The 24,148-nt window shown below is 45.8% G+C and carries 22 protein-coding genes, 1 tRNA gene, 1 rRNA gene and 1 pseudogene; all 25 read left to right on the forward strand.

Translation table 11 applies throughout. The features are described from left to right. Positions 1 to 145: 145 nt before the first annotated feature. The 25 genes and pseudogenes from Ami103574_RS05600 (at position 146) to Ami103574_RS05720 (ending at position 24,068) form a co-directional block, all read left to right on the forward strand. Positions 146 to 973 carry a MerR family transcriptional regulator gene (locus Ami103574_RS05600; protein WP_163065693.1) on the forward strand — a complete coding sequence of 276 codons (828 nt, stop codon included), beginning with the start codon at positions 146 to 148 and terminating at the stop codon, positions 971 to 973. A gap of 92 nt (positions 974 to 1,065) precedes the next feature. Then, complete coding sequence (locus Ami103574_RS05605; RefSeq protein ID WP_163065694.1) at positions 1,066 to 1,389, forward strand: DMT family transporter; 324 nt, start codon at positions 1,066 to 1,068, stop codon at positions 1,387 to 1,389. Positions 1,390 to 1,770: 381 nt separating this feature from the next. Next, positions 1,771 to 4,701 carry a CehA/McbA family metallohydrolase gene (locus tag Ami103574_RS05610; protein ID WP_246213201.1) on the forward strand — a complete coding sequence of 977 codons (2,931 nt, stop codon included), beginning with the start codon at positions 1,771 to 1,773 and terminating at the stop codon, positions 4,699 to 4,701. A gap of 577 nt (positions 4,702 to 5,278) precedes the next feature. After that, positions 5,279 to 6,382, forward strand: coding sequence for a hypothetical protein (locus Ami103574_RS05615; RefSeq protein ID WP_163065696.1), 1,104 nt, complete (start codon positions 5,279 to 5,281; stop codon positions 6,380 to 6,382). A 4-nt stretch (positions 6,383 to 6,386) separates the two neighbouring features. Beyond that, positions 6,387 to 6,650, forward strand: a complete 264-nt coding sequence (locus Ami103574_RS05620; RefSeq protein ID WP_163065697.1) for a hypothetical protein — start codon at positions 6,387 to 6,389, stop codon at positions 6,648 to 6,650. A 74-nt stretch (positions 6,651 to 6,724) separates the two neighbouring features. Next, positions 6,725 to 7,021: a BMC domain-containing protein gene (locus Ami103574_RS05625; RefSeq protein ID WP_163065698.1), complete on the forward strand. Its 297-nt coding sequence runs from the start codon at positions 6,725 to 6,727 to the stop codon at positions 7,019 to 7,021. A 30-nt stretch (positions 7,022 to 7,051) separates the two neighbouring features. After that, a complete protein-coding gene (locus tag Ami103574_RS05630; protein WP_163065699.1) occupies positions 7,052 to 7,357 on the forward strand; it encodes a BMC domain-containing protein in 306 nt (101 codons plus the stop codon). 53 nt (positions 7,358 to 7,410) lie between these two features. Next, positions 7,411 to 8,901 (forward strand): aldehyde dehydrogenase family protein, encoded by a 1,491-nt coding sequence (locus Ami103574_RS05635; RefSeq protein WP_163065700.1) that lies wholly within the window; start codon positions 7,411 to 7,413, stop codon positions 8,899 to 8,901. A 70-nt stretch (positions 8,902 to 8,971) separates the two neighbouring features. Beyond that, the gene (gene cutC, locus Ami103574_RS05640; RefSeq protein WP_163065701.1) at positions 8,972 to 11,518 is read left to right on the forward strand and encodes a choline trimethylamine-lyase; all 2,547 of its coding nucleotides are present in this window, start codon (positions 8,972 to 8,974) and stop codon (positions 11,516 to 11,518) included. Between the two features lie 124 nt (positions 11,519 to 11,642). Beyond that, positions 11,643 to 12,596, forward strand: coding sequence for a choline TMA-lyase-activating enzyme (gene cutD, locus Ami103574_RS05645; RefSeq protein ID WP_163065702.1), 954 nt, complete (start codon positions 11,643 to 11,645; stop codon positions 12,594 to 12,596). A gap of 42 nt (positions 12,597 to 12,638) precedes the next feature. Further along, positions 12,639 to 12,992 carry a BMC domain-containing protein gene (locus Ami103574_RS05650; RefSeq protein ID WP_163065703.1) on the forward strand — a complete coding sequence of 118 codons (354 nt, stop codon included), beginning with the start codon at positions 12,639 to 12,641 and terminating at the stop codon, positions 12,990 to 12,992. Next, positions 12,989 to 13,450 carry a EutP/PduV family microcompartment system protein gene (locus tag Ami103574_RS05655; protein ID WP_163065704.1) on the forward strand — a complete coding sequence of 154 codons (462 nt, stop codon included), beginning with the start codon at positions 12,989 to 12,991 and terminating at the stop codon, positions 13,448 to 13,450. The genes Ami103574_RS05650 and Ami103574_RS05655 overlap by 4 nt, the downstream gene beginning before the upstream one ends. Next, complete coding sequence (locus Ami103574_RS05660; RefSeq protein ID WP_163065705.1) at positions 13,447 to 14,178, forward strand: ethanolamine utilization protein; 732 nt, start codon at positions 13,447 to 13,449, stop codon at positions 14,176 to 14,178. Before Ami103574_RS05655 ends, Ami103574_RS05660 begins: the two co-directional genes overlap by 4 nt. Positions 14,179 to 14,350: 172 nt before the next feature. After that, the gene (locus Ami103574_RS05665; protein ID WP_163065706.1) at positions 14,351 to 14,656 is read left to right on the forward strand and encodes a BMC domain-containing protein; all 306 of its coding nucleotides are present in this window, start codon (positions 14,351 to 14,353) and stop codon (positions 14,654 to 14,656) included. Next, positions 14,650 to 14,913, forward strand: a complete 264-nt coding sequence (locus tag Ami103574_RS05670; protein ID WP_163065707.1) for a EutN/CcmL family microcompartment protein — start codon at positions 14,650 to 14,652, stop codon at positions 14,911 to 14,913. The genes Ami103574_RS05665 and Ami103574_RS05670 overlap by 7 nt, the downstream gene beginning before the upstream one ends. Before the next feature lie 18 nt (positions 14,914 to 14,931). Then, positions 14,932 to 16,260 carry a 4Fe-4S dicluster domain-containing protein gene (locus Ami103574_RS05675; protein ID WP_163065708.1) on the forward strand — a complete coding sequence of 443 codons (1,329 nt, stop codon included), beginning with the start codon at positions 14,932 to 14,934 and terminating at the stop codon, positions 16,258 to 16,260. 1 nt (position 16,261) lies between these two features. Then, complete coding sequence (locus Ami103574_RS05680) at positions 16,262 to 16,810, forward strand: BMC domain-containing protein (RefSeq protein ID WP_163065709.1); 549 nt, start codon at positions 16,262 to 16,264, stop codon at positions 16,808 to 16,810. A 41-nt stretch (positions 16,811 to 16,851) separates the two neighbouring features. Next, complete coding sequence (locus Ami103574_RS05685) at positions 16,852 to 17,532, forward strand: cupin domain-containing protein (protein ID WP_163065710.1); 681 nt, start codon at positions 16,852 to 16,854, stop codon at positions 17,530 to 17,532. 28 nt (positions 17,533 to 17,560) lie between these two features. Next, positions 17,561 to 17,812: pseudogene (locus Ami103574_RS16080) on the forward strand (BMC domain-containing protein); the annotation flags it as partial. Between the two features lie 499 nt (positions 17,813 to 18,311). After that, the gene (locus tag Ami103574_RS05695; RefSeq protein ID WP_163065712.1) at positions 18,312 to 19,928 is read left to right on the forward strand and encodes an acetaldehyde dehydrogenase (acetylating); all 1,617 of its coding nucleotides are present in this window, start codon (positions 18,312 to 18,314) and stop codon (positions 19,926 to 19,928) included. Position 19,929: 1 nt separating this feature from the next. After that, complete coding sequence (locus tag Ami103574_RS05700) at positions 19,930 to 20,577, forward strand: phosphate propanoyltransferase (RefSeq protein WP_163065713.1); 648 nt, start codon at positions 19,930 to 19,932, stop codon at positions 20,575 to 20,577. A 162-nt stretch (positions 20,578 to 20,739) separates the two neighbouring features. After that, positions 20,740 to 21,024: an ethanolamine utilization microcompartment protein EutM gene (gene eutM, locus Ami103574_RS05705; RefSeq protein ID WP_163065714.1), complete on the forward strand. Its 285-nt coding sequence runs from the start codon at positions 20,740 to 20,742 to the stop codon at positions 21,022 to 21,024. Positions 21,025 to 21,165: 141 nt separating this feature from the next. Then, positions 21,166 to 21,945, forward strand: coding sequence for a hypothetical protein (locus Ami103574_RS05710; RefSeq protein WP_163065715.1), 780 nt, complete (start codon positions 21,166 to 21,168; stop codon positions 21,943 to 21,945). 492 nt (positions 21,946 to 22,437) lie between these two features. Next, positions 22,438 to 23,956 (forward strand): 16S ribosomal RNA (locus tag Ami103574_RS05715). A gap of 36 nt (positions 23,957 to 23,992) precedes the next feature. Next, positions 23,993 to 24,068, forward strand: a tRNA-Ala gene (locus tag Ami103574_RS05720). Positions 24,069 to 24,148 lie beyond the last annotated feature (80 nt).

Here is a 24,148-nt window from a genome sequence, read left to right on the forward strand (position 1 = left end):
TAAAGAAAGCGTTGAAAAAATATTCCTGTGGGCAGATTCCGCAGGAATATTTTTTATGGGGCGAGCATGTATATAAAATTGTACTTGTGAATCAAGGGATAGTTGGTATATACTATTTTATAAGTATGTTGTGGGAGGTGGGCATGTGGAAGACAAAGAGTTCTATTCCATAGGCGAAGTCAGCAAAATTTGTAATATATCCAAAAAAGCACTGCGATTTTACGACAAAATAGGAATTATATCTCCTGATAAGGTTCGCGATGACAATAATTATCGATTTTACAACAGGACGACGCTGTTGTCTTTACCTGTCATTAAATATTATAAGCAGATGGGGTTCAAGCTGGAGGAGATGCGGGAGCTTTTTGAAGGCAATACCTATGCGCTGATTGAGCGTCAGTTCCGAAATAAGATTGATGAACTGAGGGAGTTGGAAACCACAATCCATAATAGCTACACTTCTGTCAAGGATTGGTACGATTTAATCCTGGAGGCCCAGCTGGTTATTGAGAACGATGTTCACGAGGTTGCGGTAAAGTATGTGGACACCACGGTCTATGCCTTTATGGAACAGGATTTCAACTATAATTACAGGGAATCCATTATCAACATTGATTGGACAAACTACCTGGAGAGCATCAACAATGAGATTACTGGTTCAGTGGTACTTTTATTTCCATCCTTTCACGAAAAGATGGAGGGCACTTGCAAGCGAGCAAAGATTATGCAAAAACCACTTTTGAAGTATCAGGAGGATCAGGTGACGCGCATCGGCGGATACATGGCGGCATCCTGTTACCATATCGGAGGACATGAAAATATCCACGAGACCTATGCAAAGATTTGTGAGTGGGCGGATAGTCACGGCTATACGTGTGCCGAAGAGTGCTATGAGCGATATGTGACCGATTACTGGACTACTAGAAATGAAGAACAGTTTGTAACAGAGATTGTAGTTCAGATCACCCGATAAAGGCATTCCCCACAGGGGAATGTTTTTTTTGGAGCAAAACAAAAGAACATATTGTTAAAAGGCAGAAGAAAGTTTGAGGATGGATTATGAAAATGTCTTGGTTTTTTTTATTTTGTGCTATTGTTTTTGAATTGATTGCAACTACCTTGATGAAGGCCTCGGTGGGGTTTTCTAAATGGCTGCCCACAGTAGGAACTTTTTTAGGCTATTTTATCAGTTTTACCTGCCTGTCCTTTTGTTTAAAGAAGATGGATGTAAGTCTTGCCTATGCCATTTGGTCGGCAGCAGGAACTATCATCATATCTATCATTGGCGTTTGGTTGTTTGGCGAGCAGTTGAACACCTTAAAAATCGTTTCGATTCTCTTTATCGTCATAGGGGTTGTCGGACTAAATTTAAGCGGTATGGCCCACTAATTCTTAGAAAAATGGAGGGTGGGAGCCTGTAGAACAGAACGAGCATGCTCAAAATAGCCAAATAAGCATTCCCTATAGGGGAATGTTTTTTTTGCATCTAAACAAGAAACCTCAAAGAAGTCTGTAAAAATCAGCAAAGAAATCGCTGAATCAGGGCAAAGCTGTAATGGATCAGTCACAGGAAGCTTAAAGAAGAAAAAGGGAAAATATGGGCAAAATTCAACATAGAAAAGTGTACTAAAAAAACAAAAAAGACGAAAAATACATTAAATTCTAAATTATCAAAACAATCTGGAATTGTTTGCGTTGACATTCCTCCTTAGGGCAATGGTTATAATGAAAGCGTTGAAGCTTTATATTTATACAATAAGGAGGATGAACATGAAATTTAGAGTAGGTTTGATGTTGTCGCTGGGATTGCTGGGAGGCATGTTGCTTTTTGCATCACCAGTCTTTGCGGCTGAAGGCAGTATCGTCAAAGGGTCTACCCCTATTGATCAAGGTATGGCCAACAGTAAAGAGGACATAACCATTTACAACAGCAAGATCGCCGCGTCTTTTGCGGTGGGCTCGTCCAACTACTGGAACATGACGAAAGGAAGTATTTTAGATGTAGCTAAGATAGAAGGGAAGAACAGTGATGGGACCCCGATTTTTGGCACGGACTTAGTAAATGATGTGGAATTTTTGAATAATTACTGGACAGCTACTGATGCCTATAAGGGCACAGACTTGCTGGAGGATGACGTAAAGATTACTTATAAAGAAAATGACACAAACATCGAGGTTGTCGCCAAGACTAGATATTACAAAGAAGGGCACGATGCACCAATGAGTGTGACCATTCGCTATGTACTGGAGGATGGCAAGGACTACATAAAGATGACCACTACCATGAGCAACCCTGCTGGCAACCAAGCTTATGCGGACATGAATGCAGGCTACTCCATCTCTACCTTGGCGGCTAATATGTATGGACCTTTTGGCTGGTATCCAGATACCAAGGTAACTGGCGTGCGGGTAGGAAATGATCCAAGAGTTAATGAGCCGATGGCTAACTTCGTGGCCACCTATGGTCAGGAATCCTATAACCAGACTTACTGTGTATCTGTTTCCTTGACCGATGCAGATACCTACAAAGGCTCTTCTGGTTATAAGGATATTTACAAGAGGGTGACCGTTGCTGGTGGGCAGACCATCACTTTTGACGGCGAGATGCTTGTTTCTGATACGGCTTCAACAACACCGATTATCGAACGAAACATTGAAAATATGAAATTAAAGGCGGATACGATTTCCGGCAAAGTGGTAAACAATGCTGGAAAGCCAGTGGAAAACGCCTATGTCCTTATTTATAAAAACGGTGCTTACGTGGCCAACGATGACACCACTGTGGTGAAAGTGGATTCTGCACCGCTGGCATGGGTGATGACCGACGCCAAAGGGGAATACAGCTTTAAGCTGCCAGACGGAACTTATGAAATTCACGGGGAGGCAGCAGGCTTAACGCCGTCTGTTTCTCAGCGTGTAACGATAACCGATGGCAAGGCGGACAAGAACAGCTTGGCGTTTGCCTTGCAGGCAGGAGCCCATGCTACCCTGACCGTTAAAGATCAGATTGGAAAGAATATTCCGGCCAGAATCGAAGTACTTTCCGATGCAGCTACAGACATTAAGCTGCTGGGCCGAACGGTTTACTTCACCAACCTGGTGAATGGCCAGTATGTAGCGGATTTTGATGTACCGGCAGGAACCTTCTCTTTTACAGCATCTTATGGCGCTGATTACGAATCCAAGCGGGTAACCATCAGCGACGTGAAGATTGCGTCCGGTGAAAAGTATGTTAATAACAAGGACTTGGTAATCCCAGAACTCGTCAATCCAAGGTTGAATAACTGGTACAACATGGATAACCATCAGCACTCCAGCCTTGGAGATGGTGCCACGCCAATTGACCAGCTGTTTATCGCCCAGATAGCGGCCAAGCTGGATTTAAACCTGGTGTCCGATCACGATTCAGTGAAAAACGCTGAGGCACTGGTAGAGATGGCTAAAGCCGCCGGACGTCCCGTGCTTCCAGCCTTAGAAGTAACCCCGGGTTGGGGACACTGGGGTGTTCTGAACGTTGATTACTCAAATGCCAAAGTAGAAGCCACGCCAGTGAATCCATCTGGTACACCAGGGGAAATTATTGGTGAAGGTCATGCTATGGATGCCGTTGTGGTGGTACACCATCCGTACACAGATTACGGATTTTTCTTGAACCGGGACGGCGTTATCGGTGGACATGATGCAAATTCTGATAACTTCGACCTGTTGGAACTGCAATCCACCATGGACTTGGCTGATGCTTCCAATATGGACGCCAGAGCGTTGTCAGCTGCGATGAATATGTACTGGAACCAAGGGAATAAAAAGTTCCTAAGCGCCGGTTCCGATCAGCACGATGTTACTTCTGGCTTGTATCCAGGTATCATCCGTATGTATGCTCACATCGAGGGGGAGTTGACGACAGATTCCTATCTGGCAGCCCTGACCTCTGGTCATGCTTACGCCACTATGGGACCGCTGTTTACACCGGCGGAAGATGTGATGTTTGGGGAAACCTATGACGTAGCTAAAGGCGCAGCTAAGACCTTCCATGCCAATGTTCAGGCGGTAAACAACCTGAAGCGCATCGATGTATACAGTATGGGCAAGGTGGTCGCTTCTTTTGACTATAATACAACGGAACCAGTCGCATTCACGTATGAGATGAAAAACGACGGTACCAAGAACTTGTGGTACAACTTTGTAGCGCTAGATGAAAAAGGGCACTATGCTGTGAGCAATCCAATCTGGATAGATCAGTTTGATACGTCAGGGATAGCGATTTCAAGAGCTCAGTTTGTAGAAAAGCTGTATATGCTCAGCGGTGAAGCAGACAAAGCAGCAGCAAAAGAAACGGAAATGGTATTTAAGGACGTAGCTGCCGATACCTCCTATGCTCAGGCCGTAGTTTGGGCGAAGGAAAAGGGCATTGTCAACGGAACTTCTACGACAAAATTCAGTCCCAATGCATCTATTACCAGGGAGCAGATGGTAACGATCCTTTATAATTATGCAAAGGCGGCAGGCAAGGATGTGTCCAATGTAGAGGGGATGGCAATCCAGAATTTCAATGACTGGGCGAAGACTTCTGAATACGCAAAGACTGCTATGCATTGGGCCTTCAATGAAGAGATTGTCCGCGGAAAGTCTGCAGCCATCTTGGGACCAAAAGATACAGCAACCAGAGCACAAGCAGAACTGATTATTCAGCGGGCACAGTGATTCTGGTTTGCGGCAAAATAAGTGAACGGCGAATAAAATGAGCTTGTCAGCAGCTATGGCTCACTGGATGCTCCCCCGGGAATCTTTTAGGAGTTTTTAGCTGTTAGAGAACAGAAACTTTTTTGCAAAAAAAGACGAGCTAGATTATAAAAACACACAAACCTTCCCCTAGGGGTAAGGTCTGTGTGTTTTTTTTTGTTTTAAAAAAGAACAAAAGGGTAAAAGGTGCAAGAATTAAACGGAATTGTATCGGCCCAAGGATTTTTACAACAAAAAAATACATACGTAAAACAAAAAAATACTGCTAAAATATCTGTTGACATTCCCCCATAGGGCAAGGGTTATAATTTAACCAAACAAAATAGAAAAAACTAATTAGGGTATAGAAAAATCCTAATGATGCAATATTTGAAAGCTATCAGCCATTATTCATTATTTATAATAATGTAGCTTGAGGGTTATACTACGAAAGTGAAGCTTACAGTCATTAAATGCCAGATCATTATAATTTACATTATTAATGATATACAACAAGAAACGTAACATCTGCGTTTTAGTGAAAGGAGTTTTTTATTTTATGAACGAAGTTTCAGGAGCAGCAAGCGCTCAGGCGGTGGCTGCGAAAAAAAAGTTATCATCTAGTTTCTTTAAAAAAGGTATTACAGTCGCAATTTTATCTGGTATGTGTTATGGCCTGTATTCCGCATTCATGACCCTAGGTATGCTCAAGGGCGTATGGGGAAACAGCCTATATGCGGGCTTTTCTGCAGGTGGTACAGTTTTATCCCTTTTTGTAATGACCTACATGTTGGGGGCCTTGGGAAGTGCACTGAATGACACCATCTCTGGTGTTTGGTGTATCATCATTGCCGCCGCAAAGGGCAAACTAGGCGACTTCTTCAGAAGTTTGAAGACGAAGCCAGGTGCTGTTATGATTGCAGCAGCTCTGATCGGTGGACCAATTGCAAGTACAGCTTACGTTGTAGCTCTGCAAATGGCTGGATCTATCATCATCCCAATTACAGCTCTTTGCCCGGCTATCGGTGCCATCTTAGGACGAGTGCTCTTTAAGCAGACACTGAATTTCCGTATGATGTGTGGTGTAGCTGTTTGTGTTCTGGCCAGCGTTATGATTGGAAGCACTGGTATGAGCGCTGAAGCACCAGAAGGTTTGATGCTGGGTATCTGCATCGCTTTCATCGCTGCTTTAGGCTGGGGTATTGAAGGTTGCGTAGCTGGTTATGGTACTTCCATGATCGACTCCGAAATCGGTATTACAATTCGTCAGTGTACATCTGGTCTGACAAACATGATTATCTTAGTTCCTCTGTGGGGCGTTCTTTCCGGCGGCGGTGTTGGACTAGCCGGCGAACTGATCGCTAACGTATGGACCGACATGCCATCTTTGATTTTCTTTATCGCCAGTGGTTTCTTCTCAGTATACGCATATAGCCTGTGGTATAAAGGAAACAGCATGTGCGGAGCAGCATTAGGTATGGCTTGCAACGGCGCGTACTCTTTCTGGGGACCGTTCTTCTGCTGGATCGTTATCGGCGTATTTGATGGACAGGAAGGCTGGAACTTAGCTCCGATCGCATGGGCTGCTGCAGTCGTTATGATTATCGGTATCCTGCTGATCGCTATGAATCCGATGGATTTATTCAGAAAGAAGGAGGCTTAATACCATGAGACCACTGAATTTTGCAATTTTAAAACATTTTACTACTGTGAAAGAGGCGTGTGCCGACGATGTGATTGCGGCTTTACAAGGTGAATACGGCAACTTCAAAGGACTGAAGAAGCCGGCTGTCATTGAAGCAATCATGACTGGTGAAGCAAACGGTTTGTTGGAAGAAACTCGATATGAGCTGGATTCAAAGGGTGAACTGAAGGTTTACTACCATGCAAATAAAGAGGGTGCTGCCACAATTAATATGTACATTAAATAATAACCGTTAATTCTTGTTATTTTCTTGAGCTCCCCAGTGGGGAGCTCAAGGACCTATGTGAAAGGAGGAGCTCTGTGAGATATTATGGTGAAGAGGCCCTGGGCCTGATTGAAACAGTAGGCATGGTGCCGGCTCTGGAAGGAGCAGACAAGATGTTGAAGGCAGCCGATGTAGAGCTAATTGCTTACGAAAACATCGGGTCTACGCTGGTAACCATCTTGGTAAAAGGGGACGTTGCCGCTGTAAAGGCTGCTGTAGAGGCAGGAGCCGCTGCTGCTTCAGCTATCGGTAAACTGACGGCGAAAAATGTGATGCCGCGGCCTATCCCGGCTGTAGGCGACATCGTATCCGTACACGATATCGATGCGTAATAAGTGATTTTAGAGAAAGGAACGACACAGATGGCAAAATTTGAAGCATTAGGCTTAGTTGAAACATTTGGTTTAGTTTTCACCCTGGAAGCAGCGGATGCCATGTGCAAAGCAGCAGACGTAGACTTGGTAGGATATGAAAACACGGCATCTGGATACATCTCCGTATTGGTAAGAGGTGATGTAGGAGCCTGTAAGACGGCTGTAGAAGCCGGCGTAAAAGCCGTAACGGAAATGGAAGATGGAAATCTTTACAGCTCTGTTGTTATCGCAAGACCACATCAGGATCTGGAAAAGATTATTGCCCGTTACTCACTTGATAAAATACTTGGTTAAAAAGTTGCTGCTGGCAACATCAAGTAAAATGTAGACGAAGAGGAGAGTCCTGAATGAATATTATTGATAATGATTTGCTCTCCATCCAAGAATCTCGAATTCTGGCGGAGAATGCACGTGAGGCACAAAAAAAGCTAGCGACTTTTCCCCAAGAAAAGTTGGATGAGATCGTTGAACGCATGGCGGAAGAAATCAATAAACATATTGGCGAACTGGCTAAAATGTCTTGTGATGAGACCGATTACGGCAATTATCAGGACAAGGCCATTAAAGACAAGTTTGTCTGTGATTATCTTAGGACAAAGCTCAGAGACATGCGTTGTGTGGGTATTATCAATGAAGATAAACAAAACAGGACAATGGATGTAGGGGTGCCTATGGGTGTAATCGTTGCTCTTTGTCCTGCGACAAGCCCGGTATCTACTACTATATATAAGGCCTTAATAGCCATCAAATCGGGGAATGCGATTATTTTTTCGCCTCATCCGAGAGCAAAAAAAACCATTGGGAAAACACTCGATATCTTAATCCGGGCGGCGGAGGGCTACGGACTTCCAGAGGGAGCCATCGCCTATCTGCATACGGTTACTCAGAGTGGTACCCTAGAGCTGATGAATCATCGAGAGACCTCCCTTATTATGAACACCGGAGTTCCGGCCATGCTGAAAGCGGCATATCAGGCAGGAAAGCCAGTGATTTATGGAGGGAATGGTAATGGACCGGCGTTTATTGAGCGGACTGCTGATATTAAGCAAGCAGCCTGTGATATTATAGCCAGCAAGACTTTTGACAACGGTATCGTATCGGCAGCGGAGCAGTCCATTGTTGTGGACAGCTGCATTGCGGCAGAGGTGAAAACCCAGTTGCAGATTAACGGTGCTTATTTCATGTCAGAAGAGGAGGCCGACAAACTGGGAGCCCTGTTCTTCCGCTTTGACGGCAGCGCAGATTCTGAAATGTTTGGCAAGACGGCTCAGCAGCTGGCAAAGAAAGCTGGTTTCTGGGTCCCTGACAACGTAAAGGTTCTTATTGCAGAGCAGAAATATGTGTCGGAGGACAATCCGTACTCCAAAGAAAAACTGTGTCCGGTGTTAGCCTACTATATTGAAGACGACTGGATGCACGCCTGCGAAAAATGCATTGAACTTTTGCTCAGCGAACGGCATGGACATACTTTGGTTATCCATTCCAGAGACGAAGAGGTTATCCGTCAGTTCGCATTAAAAAAGCCAGTAGGAAGGATGCTTGTTAATACCCCGGCTGTTTTCGGCAGTATGGGTGGGACGACAAACCTATTCCCTGCTATGACTTTAGGCAGCGGGTCGGCCGGTGAAGGAATGACCGCCGACAATGTTTCACCAATGAATCTCATCTATGTCCGCAAAGTGGGCTATGGGGTGAGAAAAATGGAAGAAACAGTGAAGGGTGTATTGACAGAAAGTCAAATTTCCTCCTGTGGAAGTTTAAGTCAGGAAGAAAAGAATTCTGAGAATATACAAATGCTTCATAGCATTTTGAAAAAAGCTATAGAGGCCATTCAATAGCATAAATATAACTTGTTAATATCAGGTGGAGACATCTGGTTAAAATAAAAAAGAATGAGAGGTACAGATTTTGGATATTCGTGAATTTTCAGAAAAGTTTACAGAAGCTACAAAGAGCATGTCTCCAGAGGAACGTTCCGCTATCATGAAGATGTTTGAAGGGGTTTCAAATGAAATCAATTCAGGAGCGGCTACTACCAGCAGAGATCACGTGGCAACAAACCAGGGAACTGCTATCCCTGATGGCATGACTCAGAGACATAGATTATTGAAAGACAATTACTTGGATCAGGTTCCGACGGTGACTACACACCGTGCGAGAGCAGTAACAAAGATTGCCCGAGAGAATCCAGGTATGCCAAAGATTATGCTTCGTGCAAAGTGCTTTAGATATTGCTGCGAAACAGCTCCTTTGGTAATTCAGGACAACGAGCTGATCGTTGGTGCTCCTTGCGGCGCCCCTCGTGCCGGAGCTTTCTCCCCAGACATCGCTTGGAGATGGATGCAGGATGAAATTGACACCATCGGTACTCGTGACCAGGACCCGTTCTTCATTTCTGAAGAAGACAAGAAATTTATGAAAGAAGAGCTGTTCCCATTCTGGGCAGGCAAGTCTGTCGATGAGTTCTGCGAAGACCAGTACAGAGAAGCTGGAGTTTGGGAACTGTCCGGTGAATCCTTCGTTTCCGACTGCTCATACCATGCAGTAAACGGCGGCGGCGACTCCAACCCAGGTTATGACGTAATCCTTATGAAGAAGGGTATGATCGACATCCAGCAGGAAGCAAAAGATCATCTGACTCAGTTGGATTATGAAAACCCAGATGATATTGAAAAAATCTACTTCTATAAATCCATCATCGATACCACAGAAGGTGTTATGATTTATGCCCAGCGGATGTCTGACTATGCTGCGGAGTTGGCTGCAAAGGAAAGCAACCCAACCCGTAAGGCGGAGTTACAGAAGATTTCCGCAGTAAATGCTAGAGTACCAAAGTATAAGCCAGAATCTTTCTGGGAAGCTATTCAGTCCATGTTCACCATCGAATCCTTGCTTCCAGTAGAAGAGAACCAGACTGGTATGTCCATCGGACGTGCGGACCAGTATATGTATCCGTTCTACAAGGCAGATATCGAATCTGGACGTATGACCGATTACGAAGCCTTTGACTTGGCTGGCTGTATGCTGATTAAACTGTCTGAGATGATGTGGGTTACCAGTGAAGGTGGTTCCAAGTTCTTTGCCGGATACCAGCCGTTTGTAAATATGTGCGTAGGTGGTGTTTCCCGCGACGGACAGGATGCTACCAATGATTTGACTTACCTGCTGATGGACGCTGTCCGCCACGTAAGAATTTATCAGCCATCCTTGGCTTGCCGTATTCATAAGAGTTCCCCGCAGAAGTACATGAAGAAGATTGTTGATGTAGTTCGTTCCGGTATGGGATTCCCGGCTTGCCATTTCGACGATACACATATCAAGATGATGCTGGCGAAAGGCGTTTCCATCGAGGATGCTAGAGACTACTGCTTGATGGGTTGTGTAGAGCCGCAGAAGTCCGGCCGTCTGTATCAGTGGACTTCCACTTCTTACACTCAGTGGCCAATCTGTATCGAGCTGGTTTTGAACAGTGGTACACCGCTTTGGTTTGGCAAGCAGGTTTGCCCGGATTACGGCGATCTGAGTCAGTATAAGACATATGAAGAGTTTGATGCTGCTGTAAAGAGAATGATTCAGTACGTAACAAAGTGGACAAGCGTAGCTACCGTTATTTCTCAGAGAGTACACAAGGAGCTGGCTCCGAAGCCGCTGATGTCCATTATGTTCGAAGGTTGTATGGAATCGGCTAGAGACGTTTCTGCCGGTGGCGCAATGTACAACTTCGGTCCTGGTGTTGTGTGGTCTGGTCTGGCTACGTATGCAGACTCCATGGCAGCAATTAAAAAGCTGGTATTTGACGATAAGAAGTACACGCTGGCTCAGCTGAACGAAGCTTTAAAGGTAGATTTCGTAGGATATGATCAGATTAAGGCGGACTGCCTGGCTGCTCCAAAGTATGGTAATGACGACGACTATGCAGATTTAATTGCAGCAGACCTGATTAACTTCACCGAGATGGATCACAGAAAGTACAAGACTCTGTACTCCGTATTGAGCCATGGTACTCTGTCCATTTCCAATAATACTCCGTTCGGTCAGCTGCTTGGCGCAACGGCAAACGGACGTGCTGCTTGGTCACCGCTGTCAGACGGTATCAGCCCTACTCAAGGTGCAGACTTCAAGGGCCCTACAGCTATTATCAAGTCTGTTTCCAAGCTGTCTTGCGACAACATGAACATTGGTATGGTACACAACTTCAAGCTGATGGCTGGTCTGTTGGATACCCCAGAAGGCGAAGCTGGTATCATTGCTCTGCTTCGGGCTGCTTGTGCCATGGGCAATGGAGAAATGCAGTTCAACTACTTGGATAACAAGACATTGCTGGAAGCTCAGAAGCACCCAGAACAGTATCGTGACTTAGTAGTTCGTGTTGCTGGCTACAGTGCATTCTTCGTAGAATTATGCAAGGATGTTCAGGATGAAATCATCAGCAGAACGATGTTGACAAAATTCTAAGCTATAACAGGACCCATTTTAAATAATGAAGCTTGCGGCCTGTCTTCATCAGGTAAAGCCTAGAGGCAGGCGGCAGCTTACTTTTTAAAAGGCCAGGATTGAGCAAATTGGAGATTGAAATAGTATGAACAATACAAATGCAGGTGTTATTGAAAGAAAAGCGACCATTTTCAATATACAGAAGTATAACATGTATGATGGCCCCGGCGTAAGAACCCTCGTGTTCTTCAAAGGATGTCCGCTCCGCTGCAAATGGTGCGCCAATCCGGAGGGACTGCAAAAGAAATTTCAAGTCATGTACAAGGCTAACAATTGCACAAACTGCGGTGCTTGTGTTTCTGTCTGTCCAGTTGGGATACATTCTATTTCAAAGGATAATCAAGAGCATAAGGTAGATCAGAGCATTGATTGCCTTGGCTGCCAAAAGTGTGTAGAAGCTTGCAATTTTGGTGCACTGACCATTGTAGGTCAGGTGATGACCATTTCTGAGCTGTTGGAAATCATCCTGGAAGATAAAACTTTTTATGAGGTTTCAGGAGGCGGAGTGACCTTGGGCGGCGGTGAAGTCACCGCGCAGATTGAGGCTGCTACCAGCTTATTGCAGGCTTGCAAGCAGGAGGGAATCCATACGGCTATTGAGACCTGCGGTTATACGAAACTGGAAAACATATTGAAGATTGCTGAATTTACGGATTTGTTCCTTTTCGATGTCAAGCAAATGAATTCAGATAAGCACTTTGAACTGACAGGGGTGCGAAATGAACAGATTTTGACCAACCTGAAAGAACTCCTTCACCGGAGGTACAATGTACAGGTGCGGATGCCGATGCTAAAGGGAATAAACGACAGCGAGGAAGAGATTACTGCGGTTATCGAGTTCCTCATGCCATACCGGGATCAGAAAAACTTCAAAGGTATCGATTTACTTCCTTATCACAAACTGGGAGTAAACAAGTACAATCAGCTGGGCATGGAATACCCTATCGAAGGGGATCCAAGCTTAAGCGAAGAAGAGCTAGATCGAATAGAATGCTGGATCAAGAAATACGATTTCCCTGTATCCGTTATTCGTCACTAAAATCGGCGGAGCATTTGAACAAAGAATTGAAAGGTAAAATTTATGGGAACAGCTATTGAAAAAGCCACAGAGCGTATTATACAAGAATCTGTACCTGGAAAGCAGGTCACCATCGCTCATGTGATTGCCTCTCCCATGCCTGATATATATGAACGTTTGGGAATCGATGAACGAGGAGCTATCGGCATACTCACCTTGTCACCCTACGAAACGGCTATCATTGCGGCGGATGTTGCAACGAAGACAGCAGATGTGGAAATTGGATTTTTAGATCGTTTCACCGGTTCAGTCGTTATCAGCGGAGATGTGCAAAGCGTTACCACGGCTCTGGAGGCTGTAACGGAAACCTTGTGCAACTTGCTTGGTTTTACAACCGTTCCTATTACGAAAACATGAAGAAAAAGCGTGTGATGGTCATAGGACCGGCCCATTGCGGGAAGACGACACTAGTTAATGAACTGAATGAATATGACGGTCCATTGCGAAAAACACAGGATACCATTTACGGGAAAAATACGATTGACGTGCCTAGCTCCTATGTGGCCATCCCCTGGATGTACAAGCATTTAATCGCAACCGCCCAAAATGCAGCAGCTTGCATTCTGCTGTTGGTAGATCAATCGAGACCTACAGAAGTCTACTCACCAGGCTTTGCCAGAGTGTTTAGATGTCCGGTCATCGGTGTGATCAGCAAATGTGATTTGAACCCGGAAAATGAAAAAGTGTGCAGAAGGCAGTTAAAGCAGATAGGAGTAAACGAACCTTATTTTCAGATCAGTGTTCCAAATGGAACAGGGGTCGAGGCTTTAAAGGCACATATATTACAATTAACAAGTAAAGGGGGACGCGTATGAAGTTTATAACCGAAGAAGATCTACGGGACATATACCGAAGAGAACCTTTTACCACCTATGAAATGGAACCAGGAACCAGACTTACGCCCGGTGCCCGTCAGTTTTTAGCAGATAGAGGTATCAATATGTTTGATGATGTGCCTTTTGTGAAAAAATTTGTGGTGACCACCAGTGAAGATCGAGAACCGGCTAAAGAGGGACCGGCTAAGGCGGAGGAGATGACGCCGGAAGCGGGACCAAAGCCGAAGCTGGATTGGCGGAAGAAAAAGCTGACCTGCAAGATGAGAACCATGGAAGCCATTTTTCTCGCTACAGGGCAGGACCTTTTGGACAAAGATGTTTTCTTAGCACAGAATGTCATCAGCTTAGGCAAACAGTTTGCAGGAATCAGACAGTTTGCAGAAGGAAAAGGTCTGGGAGAAATAGGTTGCTGTCAGGAATGCAGCGGAATCAACGGAGAAAAATTCTGTGAAGACATGGATGATTGCTTTGAAGTGACAGAATTCCACATGCAGCTTGTAAAGGGGAAGGAAATCCTAGCCTTGCACAAACTGCGAAGTGCTCTTCGGGAGATAGAGCCAGCTGTAATGGAATTCTACGAAGGCAGGGAAGAGGAAACCTTGCTGTGCCAGGAAATTCTGGAAAAAGTTAACTGCTTAATTAATGCAGTATCCCAGATGATTTGCCAGGCCGTAGGAGGAAAGGACTGCCAGCGGACTTTTAACTAAGTTCTAGGTGGGACATATGACCGCTTCTGCGGAAGAGGCAGAGCCGTCGAGATAAGATAAATAAAAAAGAAGATGAAAGTATCTTACCCAAAGCCAAAGAATCCGATGTTTGCAGTTTCCCAGTACAAGGGAGGCGGCAGGAGGAGCGCATCGAACAGAGAGGTGTTGTAAAATGGAATTTCGAATTATAAAGACCCCGACAAAAGGGACTTTGGACATATTGAAAAGACGCATGAGTTCGCCGGATAAAAACCAGCTGGAGCGTGTGGATGCAGTAGGTCTGGTACAGGGGCGGATGATTGAAATGATATGTGCCGCTGATGTGGCAGAAAAGGCAGTCGGCGTAACGGTGGACGATATCCGTGGGAGCTGTCCGCAGAATATGATCATGATTGCGATTTTCGGCGATACGGCATCGGTGGAAGACGCGATCCGGCAGATCAAAGGAAAGTTGGAAGAAGGGAAAGATTTATGTTAACAGCAAGACTGATTGACAATGTATGGGCAACACGAAAGGCAGAATCCCTGAGTGGATTGAAGTTCATGCTGGCAGAGGTCATCGGCGGCGGTTGCGAAGGTCAACGCTTGGTGGTAGTGGATATCATCAGTGCGGGCATCGGCGATCGGGTGCTGGTGTGTCAGGGTTCTTCGGCCAGACGTATGCTGGGAGATGACAATATTCCGGTAGATGCAGTTGTTGTCGGTATTATTGACGAAGATTGCGATTTTGGATGAATTCGGGAGGTATAGAGAATGAATCTTCTTGAACAAGTAAAAGAAGCCGGCATCGTTGGTGCAGGTGGAGCAGGATTTCCGACCCATGCGAAATTAGCGTCAAAAGCGGAATATATTCTTCTAAACGGAGCGGAATGCGAGCCGCTTCTACGAGTAGACCAGCAGCTGATGGCTCTTTTTCCAGACGAGATCATCAAAGGCTTTGAAGCCGCAGGCAGACAGGTGGAAGCAAAGAAAGCCATCCTCGGAATAAAAGGAAAACACAAAGACGTCATTCACATATTGGAAGAACGAATTAAAGCCCTGCATGTAGAGGATTACGTAGAAATCGGTCTGCTGCCAGATATTTATCCGGCGGGGGACGAGCAGGTGCTAGTATATGAGCTGACTGGACGAGTGGTGCCAGAAGTAGGCATTCCGATTCAGGTAGGCTGCGTGGTAATCAACTCGGAGACAGCCCTCAACATCTACTACGCCATGGAGGGGAAAGCGGTAACGGAAACGTATCTGACCTTGGCGGGAGATATCCCTCAGCGGTTGACCGTAAAAGTACCAGTTGGAACACCAATTATTGATGTACTCAAGCTTAGCGGCATTGAAAACTTCGATGACTACACTGTTATCGACGGCGGTCCGATGATGGGACCGGTAATGGCCGGAACAGATGGCTATGTGACGAAGAAGACAAAAGGCTTTGTCATCTTGAAGAAGCATCACCTGCTGATTCAGCGCAAGTCTGCTTCGAAAGAGCAGAGCAAGCGAATCAATCGGGCCACCTGCGAGCAGTGCAGAATGTGTACGGACATGTGTCCGAGATATCTGCTAGGACATGCAACCCAACCCCACAAGATGATGCGGGCCTTAGGCTATAAATCCGATAACCTGGAGGAAAAGGGCATCGCCCAGTTATGCTGTCAGTGCAACCTATGTGAGCTGTTTGCCTGTCCGATTGGCCTGTATCCGAAAGCAGCCAACAACTACTTCCGGGACATGCTGTTAGAAAAGGGAATGCGGTATAAGCCGACGAAGGACGTATTTGAAGCCAGAGGCCCAAGAGAAATGCGCAAACTGCCAAGTAAGCGCCTGATTGCTAGAATTGGCCTTCGAGACTTTGATAAGCCGGCACCGATGGCAGAATGTCCTTTGCAGGTCCAGGAAGTGCACATCGCAACTAGGCAGCATGTAGGTGCACCGGCAGAAGCGGTGGTACAGGTAGGCGACCGAGTAGAGGTTGGACAGAAGATTGGACAGATTCCAGCAGATAGCTTGGGAGCTGCCATTCATGCAAGCATTTCCGGGACGGTAACCGAATGCGGCAATGGATACATTGCAATAAGGAGGGGTTAAGATGGCAAACGCAATAGGAATGGTTGAATTTACAAGTATTGCCCGAGGCATTTATGCAGCGGACCAGATGGTAAAGATTTCAGATGTAGAGATTGTAACAGCCAGCAGCACATGTCCTGGAAAATATATTACCATCGTTCATGGAGACGTGGCGGCGGTAGAAGATTCCGTGCAGGTAGGTGAACGAGTAGCAGGAGAGTACTGGGTGGATTCCATTGTGATTCCCAATGTACATCCAGAGGTTTTTCCAGCTATCACCGGATCTACTATGCCGGAGCGGATTCAGGCATTGGGAATAATGGAATCGTTTTCCATGTCTACCATGGTTATCGCAGCCGATGCCATCTTAAAGTCAGCTGACTTAGAACCGCTGGAGCTGCGCCTGGGTAACGGGATAGGAGGGAAAGCCTTCTTTACTTTTACCGGAGACGTAGCGGCGGTGGAGACTGGAGAGGAAGCGGGAAAGAGCATCGCCGAGGAGAAGGGCCTGCTGGTCAACTCGGAAGTGATTCCATCCCCATCCGACAGACTGATTCCATCATTATTCTAAAGAGAAGAACAAATCTGATATAGGAAAGGGTGTGACGCCAAATGAAAAGATTAGTTTGTGCAAAAGATGTTGAGGTTCTGAGCCGGAAGGGTCAGAAAGTGTTTTACATCGACGAGAACACGCTGGTAACTCCATCTGCTAAGGATGCAGCAAGAGCTTGTGGGGTGGAATTCTCCACAGAAGCACCGGCCGCATGCTGTGCAGCTCCTGCTGATTGTGAAGTTCAGGCTGCTATACCAGCAGCAGTAGCAGAAACGGTTTCTGGATGTGACGGAGAAATCGACAGCAATATGATCTACAACGTGTTAAAAGCGTTAGCAGATAAAGGATTACTTCAGGGCGTATTGGGTGCTGTGACTGGAAGCGGGAAGCCGTATACAGCAGAGCATGATGACTGCGGACTGAAAATTGTTCGCGGAAGTTCTGTCCAGTATGAAGCACTGGACACTGGTAATCCGGCAGACAAGGTATTTTACCAGGAAATCATCAATAAAGATGATGGTTGCTCCATGAATGCAGGGTTCATCACCATAGAGGATTGCCAGTTCGACTGGGAATGTGCTTGTGAAGAATTATACCAAATTCTGGAAGGAACTTTGACTGTGACAGTGGATGGAAAGGTTTACACGGCTCAGCCGGGTGATTCCGTATTCTTCCCGAAAGGCGCTAAGGTCGCTTTCGGTTCACCGAACAAGATGAAAGCGTTTTACGCCACATACTAAAAAATATCATATGAAGGAGGTATGTTAAATGCAGATGCAGGCCCTTGGACTAGTTGAAACAAAAGGTTTAATCGCCGCTATTGAAAGTGCAGATGCCATGCTGAAGGCAGCCAATGTGCAGCTGGTAGACAGAGTATTTGTAAAAGGCGGTCTGGTGACCATCATTATAGAGGGAGATGTAGGAGCTGTTAAGGCAGCGACCGATGCAGGAGCAGCTGCTGCCATGAGAGTTGGCGAGCTGATTTCCGTACACGTAATCCCGAGACCGCATGAAGAAGTGGGAAAGACTATCATCTATCCGACTTCAAAAAAAAAAATAACGAACAGTGAAGACGAAAGCTTTTCTGGATCAGACGACGAGACTGCCCCTGAAGCAGATACCGAAGCCCAGGAAACCATAGAGGCAATCATAGAAAATAAAGAAGAAATCAGCAAAAAAACCGAGGCAGTTATCACCCCAGCAGCTTCCAGCGAAGGCGAAGAAGCGGATGCGGATAACAGTCAGTATGCAGAACTTCACAAAGAAGATTTAGACAAGCTGGCCAAGGAAAAGGGTGTAGAAAAGGTTGTGGCTGTTTTAGAAAAGCAAAAAGTGACTAAGCTGAGAAACCTGGCCCGGGAATACAAGGATTTGGGCATTGCCGGAAGAATGATTTCCAAAGCCGATAAAAACGCTTTGATTGATGCATTCAATAAGCATTACGGCAAATAAAAGAGCAAGCTAGAAGACTAAACAATATATAGAAATGAAAGAGAGAAAGGAAAGGAGGAATCACAAAATGGAAAATTTTGATTATGATCTACGTTCCGTACAAGAGGTGAGAAATCTGGCTCGTCTGGGTAAAGTGGCTACTGACAAACTGGCTGCCTACACAGGAGAACAGATTGACAAGATTCTGAAAAACATGGTTCGAGTAGCGGAGGAAAATGCAGTATGCCTGGCACAGATGGCGGTGGAAGAGACCGGATTTGGTAAGGCGGCAGATAAGACCTATAAGAACCATCTGGCATCTACTATCTTGTATAACGCAATCAAAGACATGAAGACGATTGGTGTGATTCAGGAAGATGTAGTAAATCAGATTATAGAGGTAGCTGATCCAGTGGGTCTGGTAATGGGTATCATTCCATCCACTAACCCGACTTCCACCGTAATCTATAAGGCTATGATTGCCATTAAGGCAAGAAATGCCATCGTATTCTCTCCGCATCCTTCCGCAGCAAAGTGTACCATGAAGGCCACGGAACTGATGTACAAGGCAGCCGTAGAGGCAGGAGCACCTGAAAACTGTATCAGCTGTATCTCCATGCCATCCATGGCAGCCACAGACGAGCTGATGCACGCCAAGGAAGTAGCCATCATCATCGCCACCGGCGGTCCAGGTATGGTCAAGGCTGCATACAGTGCAGGTAAGCCGGCATTAGGTGTAGGTGCAGGAAACTCTCCGGCTTACATTGAAAGAACGGCAAACATTCAGAAGGCTGTTACTAATATCATGGCCAGCAAGACCTTTGACAACGGCACCATCTGTGCATCAGAGCAGTCCATTATCTGCGAAGAGTGCAACCGGGATGCCGTCGTAGCAGAGTTCAAGAACCAAGGTGGATACTTCATGACAGCAGAAGAAACCGCCAAGGTTTGCAAGCTGCTGTTCAAGAACGGCCATGCCATGAACGCCAAGTTTGTAGGACGGTCTGCTGAGGTTATCGCCGAGGGCGCAGGCATCAGCATTCCAGCTGGAACCAGAGTGCTGATTGGTGAGCAGGGCGGCGTAGGTGACGGATATCCCCTTTCTTTTGAAAAGCTGACTTGTGTATTAGGTTTCTACACCGTAAAAGATTGGCATGAAGCTTGTGAGTTGAGCATCGCATTGCTGCAAAACGGCATCGGTCACACCATGAGCTTACACACAGAAGATCGAGATGTTGTGATGAAGTTTGCAGCTAAGCCAGCTTCTAGAATTCTGGTAAACACCGGCGGAAGCATGGGTGGAACAGGTGCCAGCACAGGACTGATGCCAGCCTTCACCTTGGGCTGCGGAACATGGGGCGGAAGTGCTACTTCTGAAAACGTAACACCGTTGCACCTAGTAAACATCAAGCGAGTGGCATATGGCCTAAAGGACTGCGCAACTCTGGCAGCAGATGATGCAACCTTCAACCACCCAGAAATCACTGGAAGCTGCGGCGGAAGTTCCGTATCTCCAGCTGCATGCGGTGGCTGCGGCGGAAGCACAGGCGCATTCAGCCCGGCTCAGTATGCAGCTATGGGCGCGGCTCTCAATGCTGGCGCTTGTCTGGATACACCGAGCGGAGTTCCTCAGGAACGAGAAATCACTCAGGATGATTTGATGGATTTAGTAAACCACTTAGTAAATGCGATGAAAGGAGAGTAAGATGGATAAAAGTGAAGCTGTATTAAAACTTTTACTGGAAGCTGTACAAAGCAGTATCGCCGGACAGGCGCAGCAGGAAAGCAATGAGATTCCGGTAGGGGTTTCAAACAGGCACATCCACCTTTCTCAGTCCGATTTAAACAGCTTGTTTGGCGAAGGCTGCCAGTTGACCAAGATGAAGGAGCTGTCTCAGCCAGGGCAATATGCCTGCAAGGAGACGGTGACCATTTGCGGTCCAAAGGGAGCGATTGAAAAGGTCCGGGTATTAGGACCGGTAAGAAGCAAGACCCAGGTAGAAGTGCTGACAGGAGACTGCTTTAAGCTGGGCGTACCCGCTCAGGCCAGGCTGTCAGGTGAACTGACCGGTACGCCGGGAATCACTATCATCGGGCCGAAGGGTTCTGTGCAGACCACAGAGGGCTTAATTGTTGCGCAGAGGCACATTCACATGACACCGGCAGACGCTCAGCGTTTTGGTGTAGCAGATGGGCAGACGGTGAGCATCAAGGCAGGAGGACCAAAGGGCGGTATCTACAGCAATGTAGCGGTACGGGCCAATGATGCGTCCGCCCTGGAATGTCACTTAGATACGGAAGAAGCCAATGCCATGGGCCTTGGTTCATCCGCAAAGATTACTATTGTAAAATAATACGATTCATAGATTAAATCTGATCAAACAAGTTTGATCACTGCGGCGTTGCCGTAAGGAAAATAGTAGTGAATAAATCACAAATCAACAATGCTTTTCATTTGTGATTTAGATAATTTATTAATTATTAAAAATGAAATGAATTTTTAGGAGGATTTAAAAATGAAATATGATGCATTAGGAATGATTGAAACAAAGGGTTTAGTAGGTTCTATCGAAGCAGCAGATGCGATGGTAAAGGCAGCAAACGTAACGCTGATCGGTAAGGAATTCGTAGGCGGCGGACTGGTAACTGTTATGGTAAGAGGAGACGTAGGAGCTGTTAAGGCTGCTACAGATGCCGGTGCAGCAGCAGCGCAGAGAGTTGGCGAGTTGATTTCAGTACATGTAATCCCTAGACCACATGCTGAAGTGGAGACAATTCTGCCAGCAGTAAAAGAAAAATAAGGACAGCTGGACATACGTCAGCAAAAGGAAAAGACAGCCCATCCGGGCTGTCTTTTTGTGTGGTTGTGAGCTGTTACTCATTATGGTAGAATAATAACCAGAAAATTATGGATGGAAGGTTTTTACTTAGGGGGATAAAAAATGAGGATAAGTGCAGTAAATGATTTTAATGTAGTCCGGCCGCAGGTACAAGATACAAAGGCAATTTCTTTTGATTCTTTTGAAAGCATTTTATATGATCAAGGGCATAAATCATCCGTTGAAGAAATGTTTAGCAATATATTTCCTACATATAATGTATCCTGTAAAATCGGAAATTGCGATGTATCAAGCGCTGACTGGCAAAGAAATGACTTTCCTTCCTGGAGATTTTTCGATGACAAGACAAAAGCGGAGGAACTCAATAGTTGGAAATCTTCAGGGACTGACACTTCTTTTTCGGACAAAAGTATACTAAATGCTTGGAATCGGACAGATAATAGAAAGATGGTTATTATAATACCAGATGAATTAGCTGCAAAAATGCAATCAAATCCAAGTTACGCTAAGCAAGTTTTAGATAAGGTGTATTCTTGGCAAATAAACCATGCGGCCTTAGAACAGTCCTTGTCCGAAGGATATGGGTATGATGGTCCATTATCTAATTTTGAAGATAGCTATTTATTAAAACTAGATAAAGAAGGAAACGTATCGGATTATGTTGTAACTGGACCGGGCTATGATAGTTCTTTCAAAACAGAAGAGCGATCCCCGTCTGCGGATAATCCGATTTTAAAAACGAAGAAGAGGATAAACCCAGAATCAGAGCCTGTTAAGAGCCAGGCGATTCTTGGGGAAAACATCTCAGAGAGGCGATTATATGACTATCCTTCTGCGGTAGGCATATTAGCAGCAGCTTGGTTGCGTAAAAAACAAATATAGGGATATAATAGATATGCAGGCAAGTTTCGTCAATGAATACGATGTTAAATCTGCTGATATAAAAAATTTGTAAAATTTGAGAAAAATATTGACAAGATTGATGAAATTTGCTATCATGTAATAACTGTCTCACAAAACAGTTTATACTAAAGTTTAGATTGTTTGAACAAATTTGAAAAAAGATATTGACAAATTTGTAAAGAGATGGTATACTTGAAAAGTTCCGTTAATGCGGGACATGAACCTTGAAAACTTCATAGTGTAAAAGAATTAGTCAAGAGAATATTAAGTTATTCTCCAAACTAAGTACAATCAATCAGCATGATTGGTAAGATAACCAAACTTGTTTTGGAAGTCAACGTACAATTTCTTAAAAACAATAATTCTAGGATTTACGGAAACGTGAAGAATAGAACAAGCAAACGCAAATGTGTTTAGCTTGAGTCGAAAGACAAACTTGATTTGAATCAGAGCAATCTGACTTAAATACCATTTACAAAGAGTTTGATCCTGGCTCAGGATGAACGCTGGCGGCGTGCCTAACACATGCAAGTCGAGCGAGAAATTTACAAACAAATCTTCGGAAGAGTGCGTAAATGGAAAGCGGCGGACGGGTGAGTAACGCGTAGGCAACCTGCCTCATGCAGAGGGATAGCCTCGGGAAACCGGGATTAAAACCTCATGATGCAAGGGAAACACATGTTTTTCTTGTCAAAGATTTATCGGCATGAGATGGGCCTGCGTCTGATTAGCTAGTTGGTAGGGTAACGGCCTACCAAGGCAACGATCAGTAGCCGACCTGAGAGGGTAATCGGCCACATTGGAACTGAGACACGGTCCAAACTCCTACGGGAGGCAGCAGTGGGGAATATTGCACAATGGGCGAAAGCCTGATGCAGCAACGCCGCGTGAGCGAAGAAGGCCTTTGGGTCGTAAAGCTCTGTCCTTGGGGAAGAAACAAATGACGGTACCCAAGGAGGAAGCCCCGGCTAACTACGTGCCAGCAGCCGCGGTAATACGTAGGGGGCGAGCGTTATCCGGAATTATTGGGCGTAAAGAGTGCGTAGGTGGTCTTGTAAGCGTGGGGTGAAAGGCAGTGGCTTAACCATTGTAAGCCCTGCGAACTGTGAGACTTGAGTGCAGGAGAGGAAAGCGGAATTCCTAGTGTAGCGGTGAAATGCGTAGATATTAGGAGGAACACCAGTGGCGAAGGCGGCTTTCTGGACTGTAACTGACACTGAGGCACGAAAGCGTGGGGAGCAAACAGGATTAGATACCCTGGTAGTCCACGCCGTAAACGATGAGCACTAGGTGTCGGGGTCGCAAGACTTCGGTGCCGCAGTTAACGCATTAAGTGCTCCGCCTGGGGAGTACGCACGCAAGTGTGAAACTCAAAGGAATTGACGGGGACCCGCACAAGCAGCGGAGCATGTGGTTTAATTCGAAGCAACGCGAAGAACCTTACCAGGACTTGACATCCCTCTGACAGTCCCTTAACCGGGATCTTCCTTCGGGACAGAGGAGACAGGTGGTGCATGGTTGTCGTCAGCTCGTGTCGTGAGATGTTGGGTTAAGTCCCGCAACGAGCGCAACCCTTGTCAATAGTTGCCAGCAGTAAGATGGGCACTCTATTGAGACTGCCGTGGATAACACGGAGGAAGGTGGGGATGACGTCAAATCATCATGCCCCTTATGTTCTGGGCTACACACGTGCTACAATGGCTGGTACAGAGAGACGCAAGACCGTGAGGTGGAGCAAATCTCCAAAACCAGTCCCAGTTCGGATTGTAGGCTGCAACTCGCCTACATGAAGTTGGAGTTGCTAGTAATCGCAGATCAGAATGCTGCGGTGAATGCGTTCCCGGGTCTTGTACACACCGCCCGTCACACCATGGAAGTTGGGGGTGCCCAAAGTCGGCCAGTAAATAGGCTGCCTAAGGCAAAATCAATGACTAGGGTGAAGTCGTAACAAGGTAGCCGTATCGGAAGGTGCGGCTGGATCACCTCCTTTCTAAGGAGACTAACTTTTACACTATGAGTTTTATATGGGGAATTAGCTCAGCTGGGAGAGCACCTGCCTTGCACGCAGGGGGTCAAGGGTTCGATCCCCTTATTCTCCACCAGAACTTCAAAAGAAGTTCTAAGCGTACTTTGAAAACTGAATAATATGCAAATAAATATCAGAAGTGTTAATAACACACAA

This window comes from Aminipila butyrica (assembly GCF_010669305.1).
GTDB classification, from domain to species: domain Bacteria; phylum Bacillota; class Clostridia; order Peptostreptococcales; family Anaerovoracaceae; genus Aminipila; species Aminipila butyrica.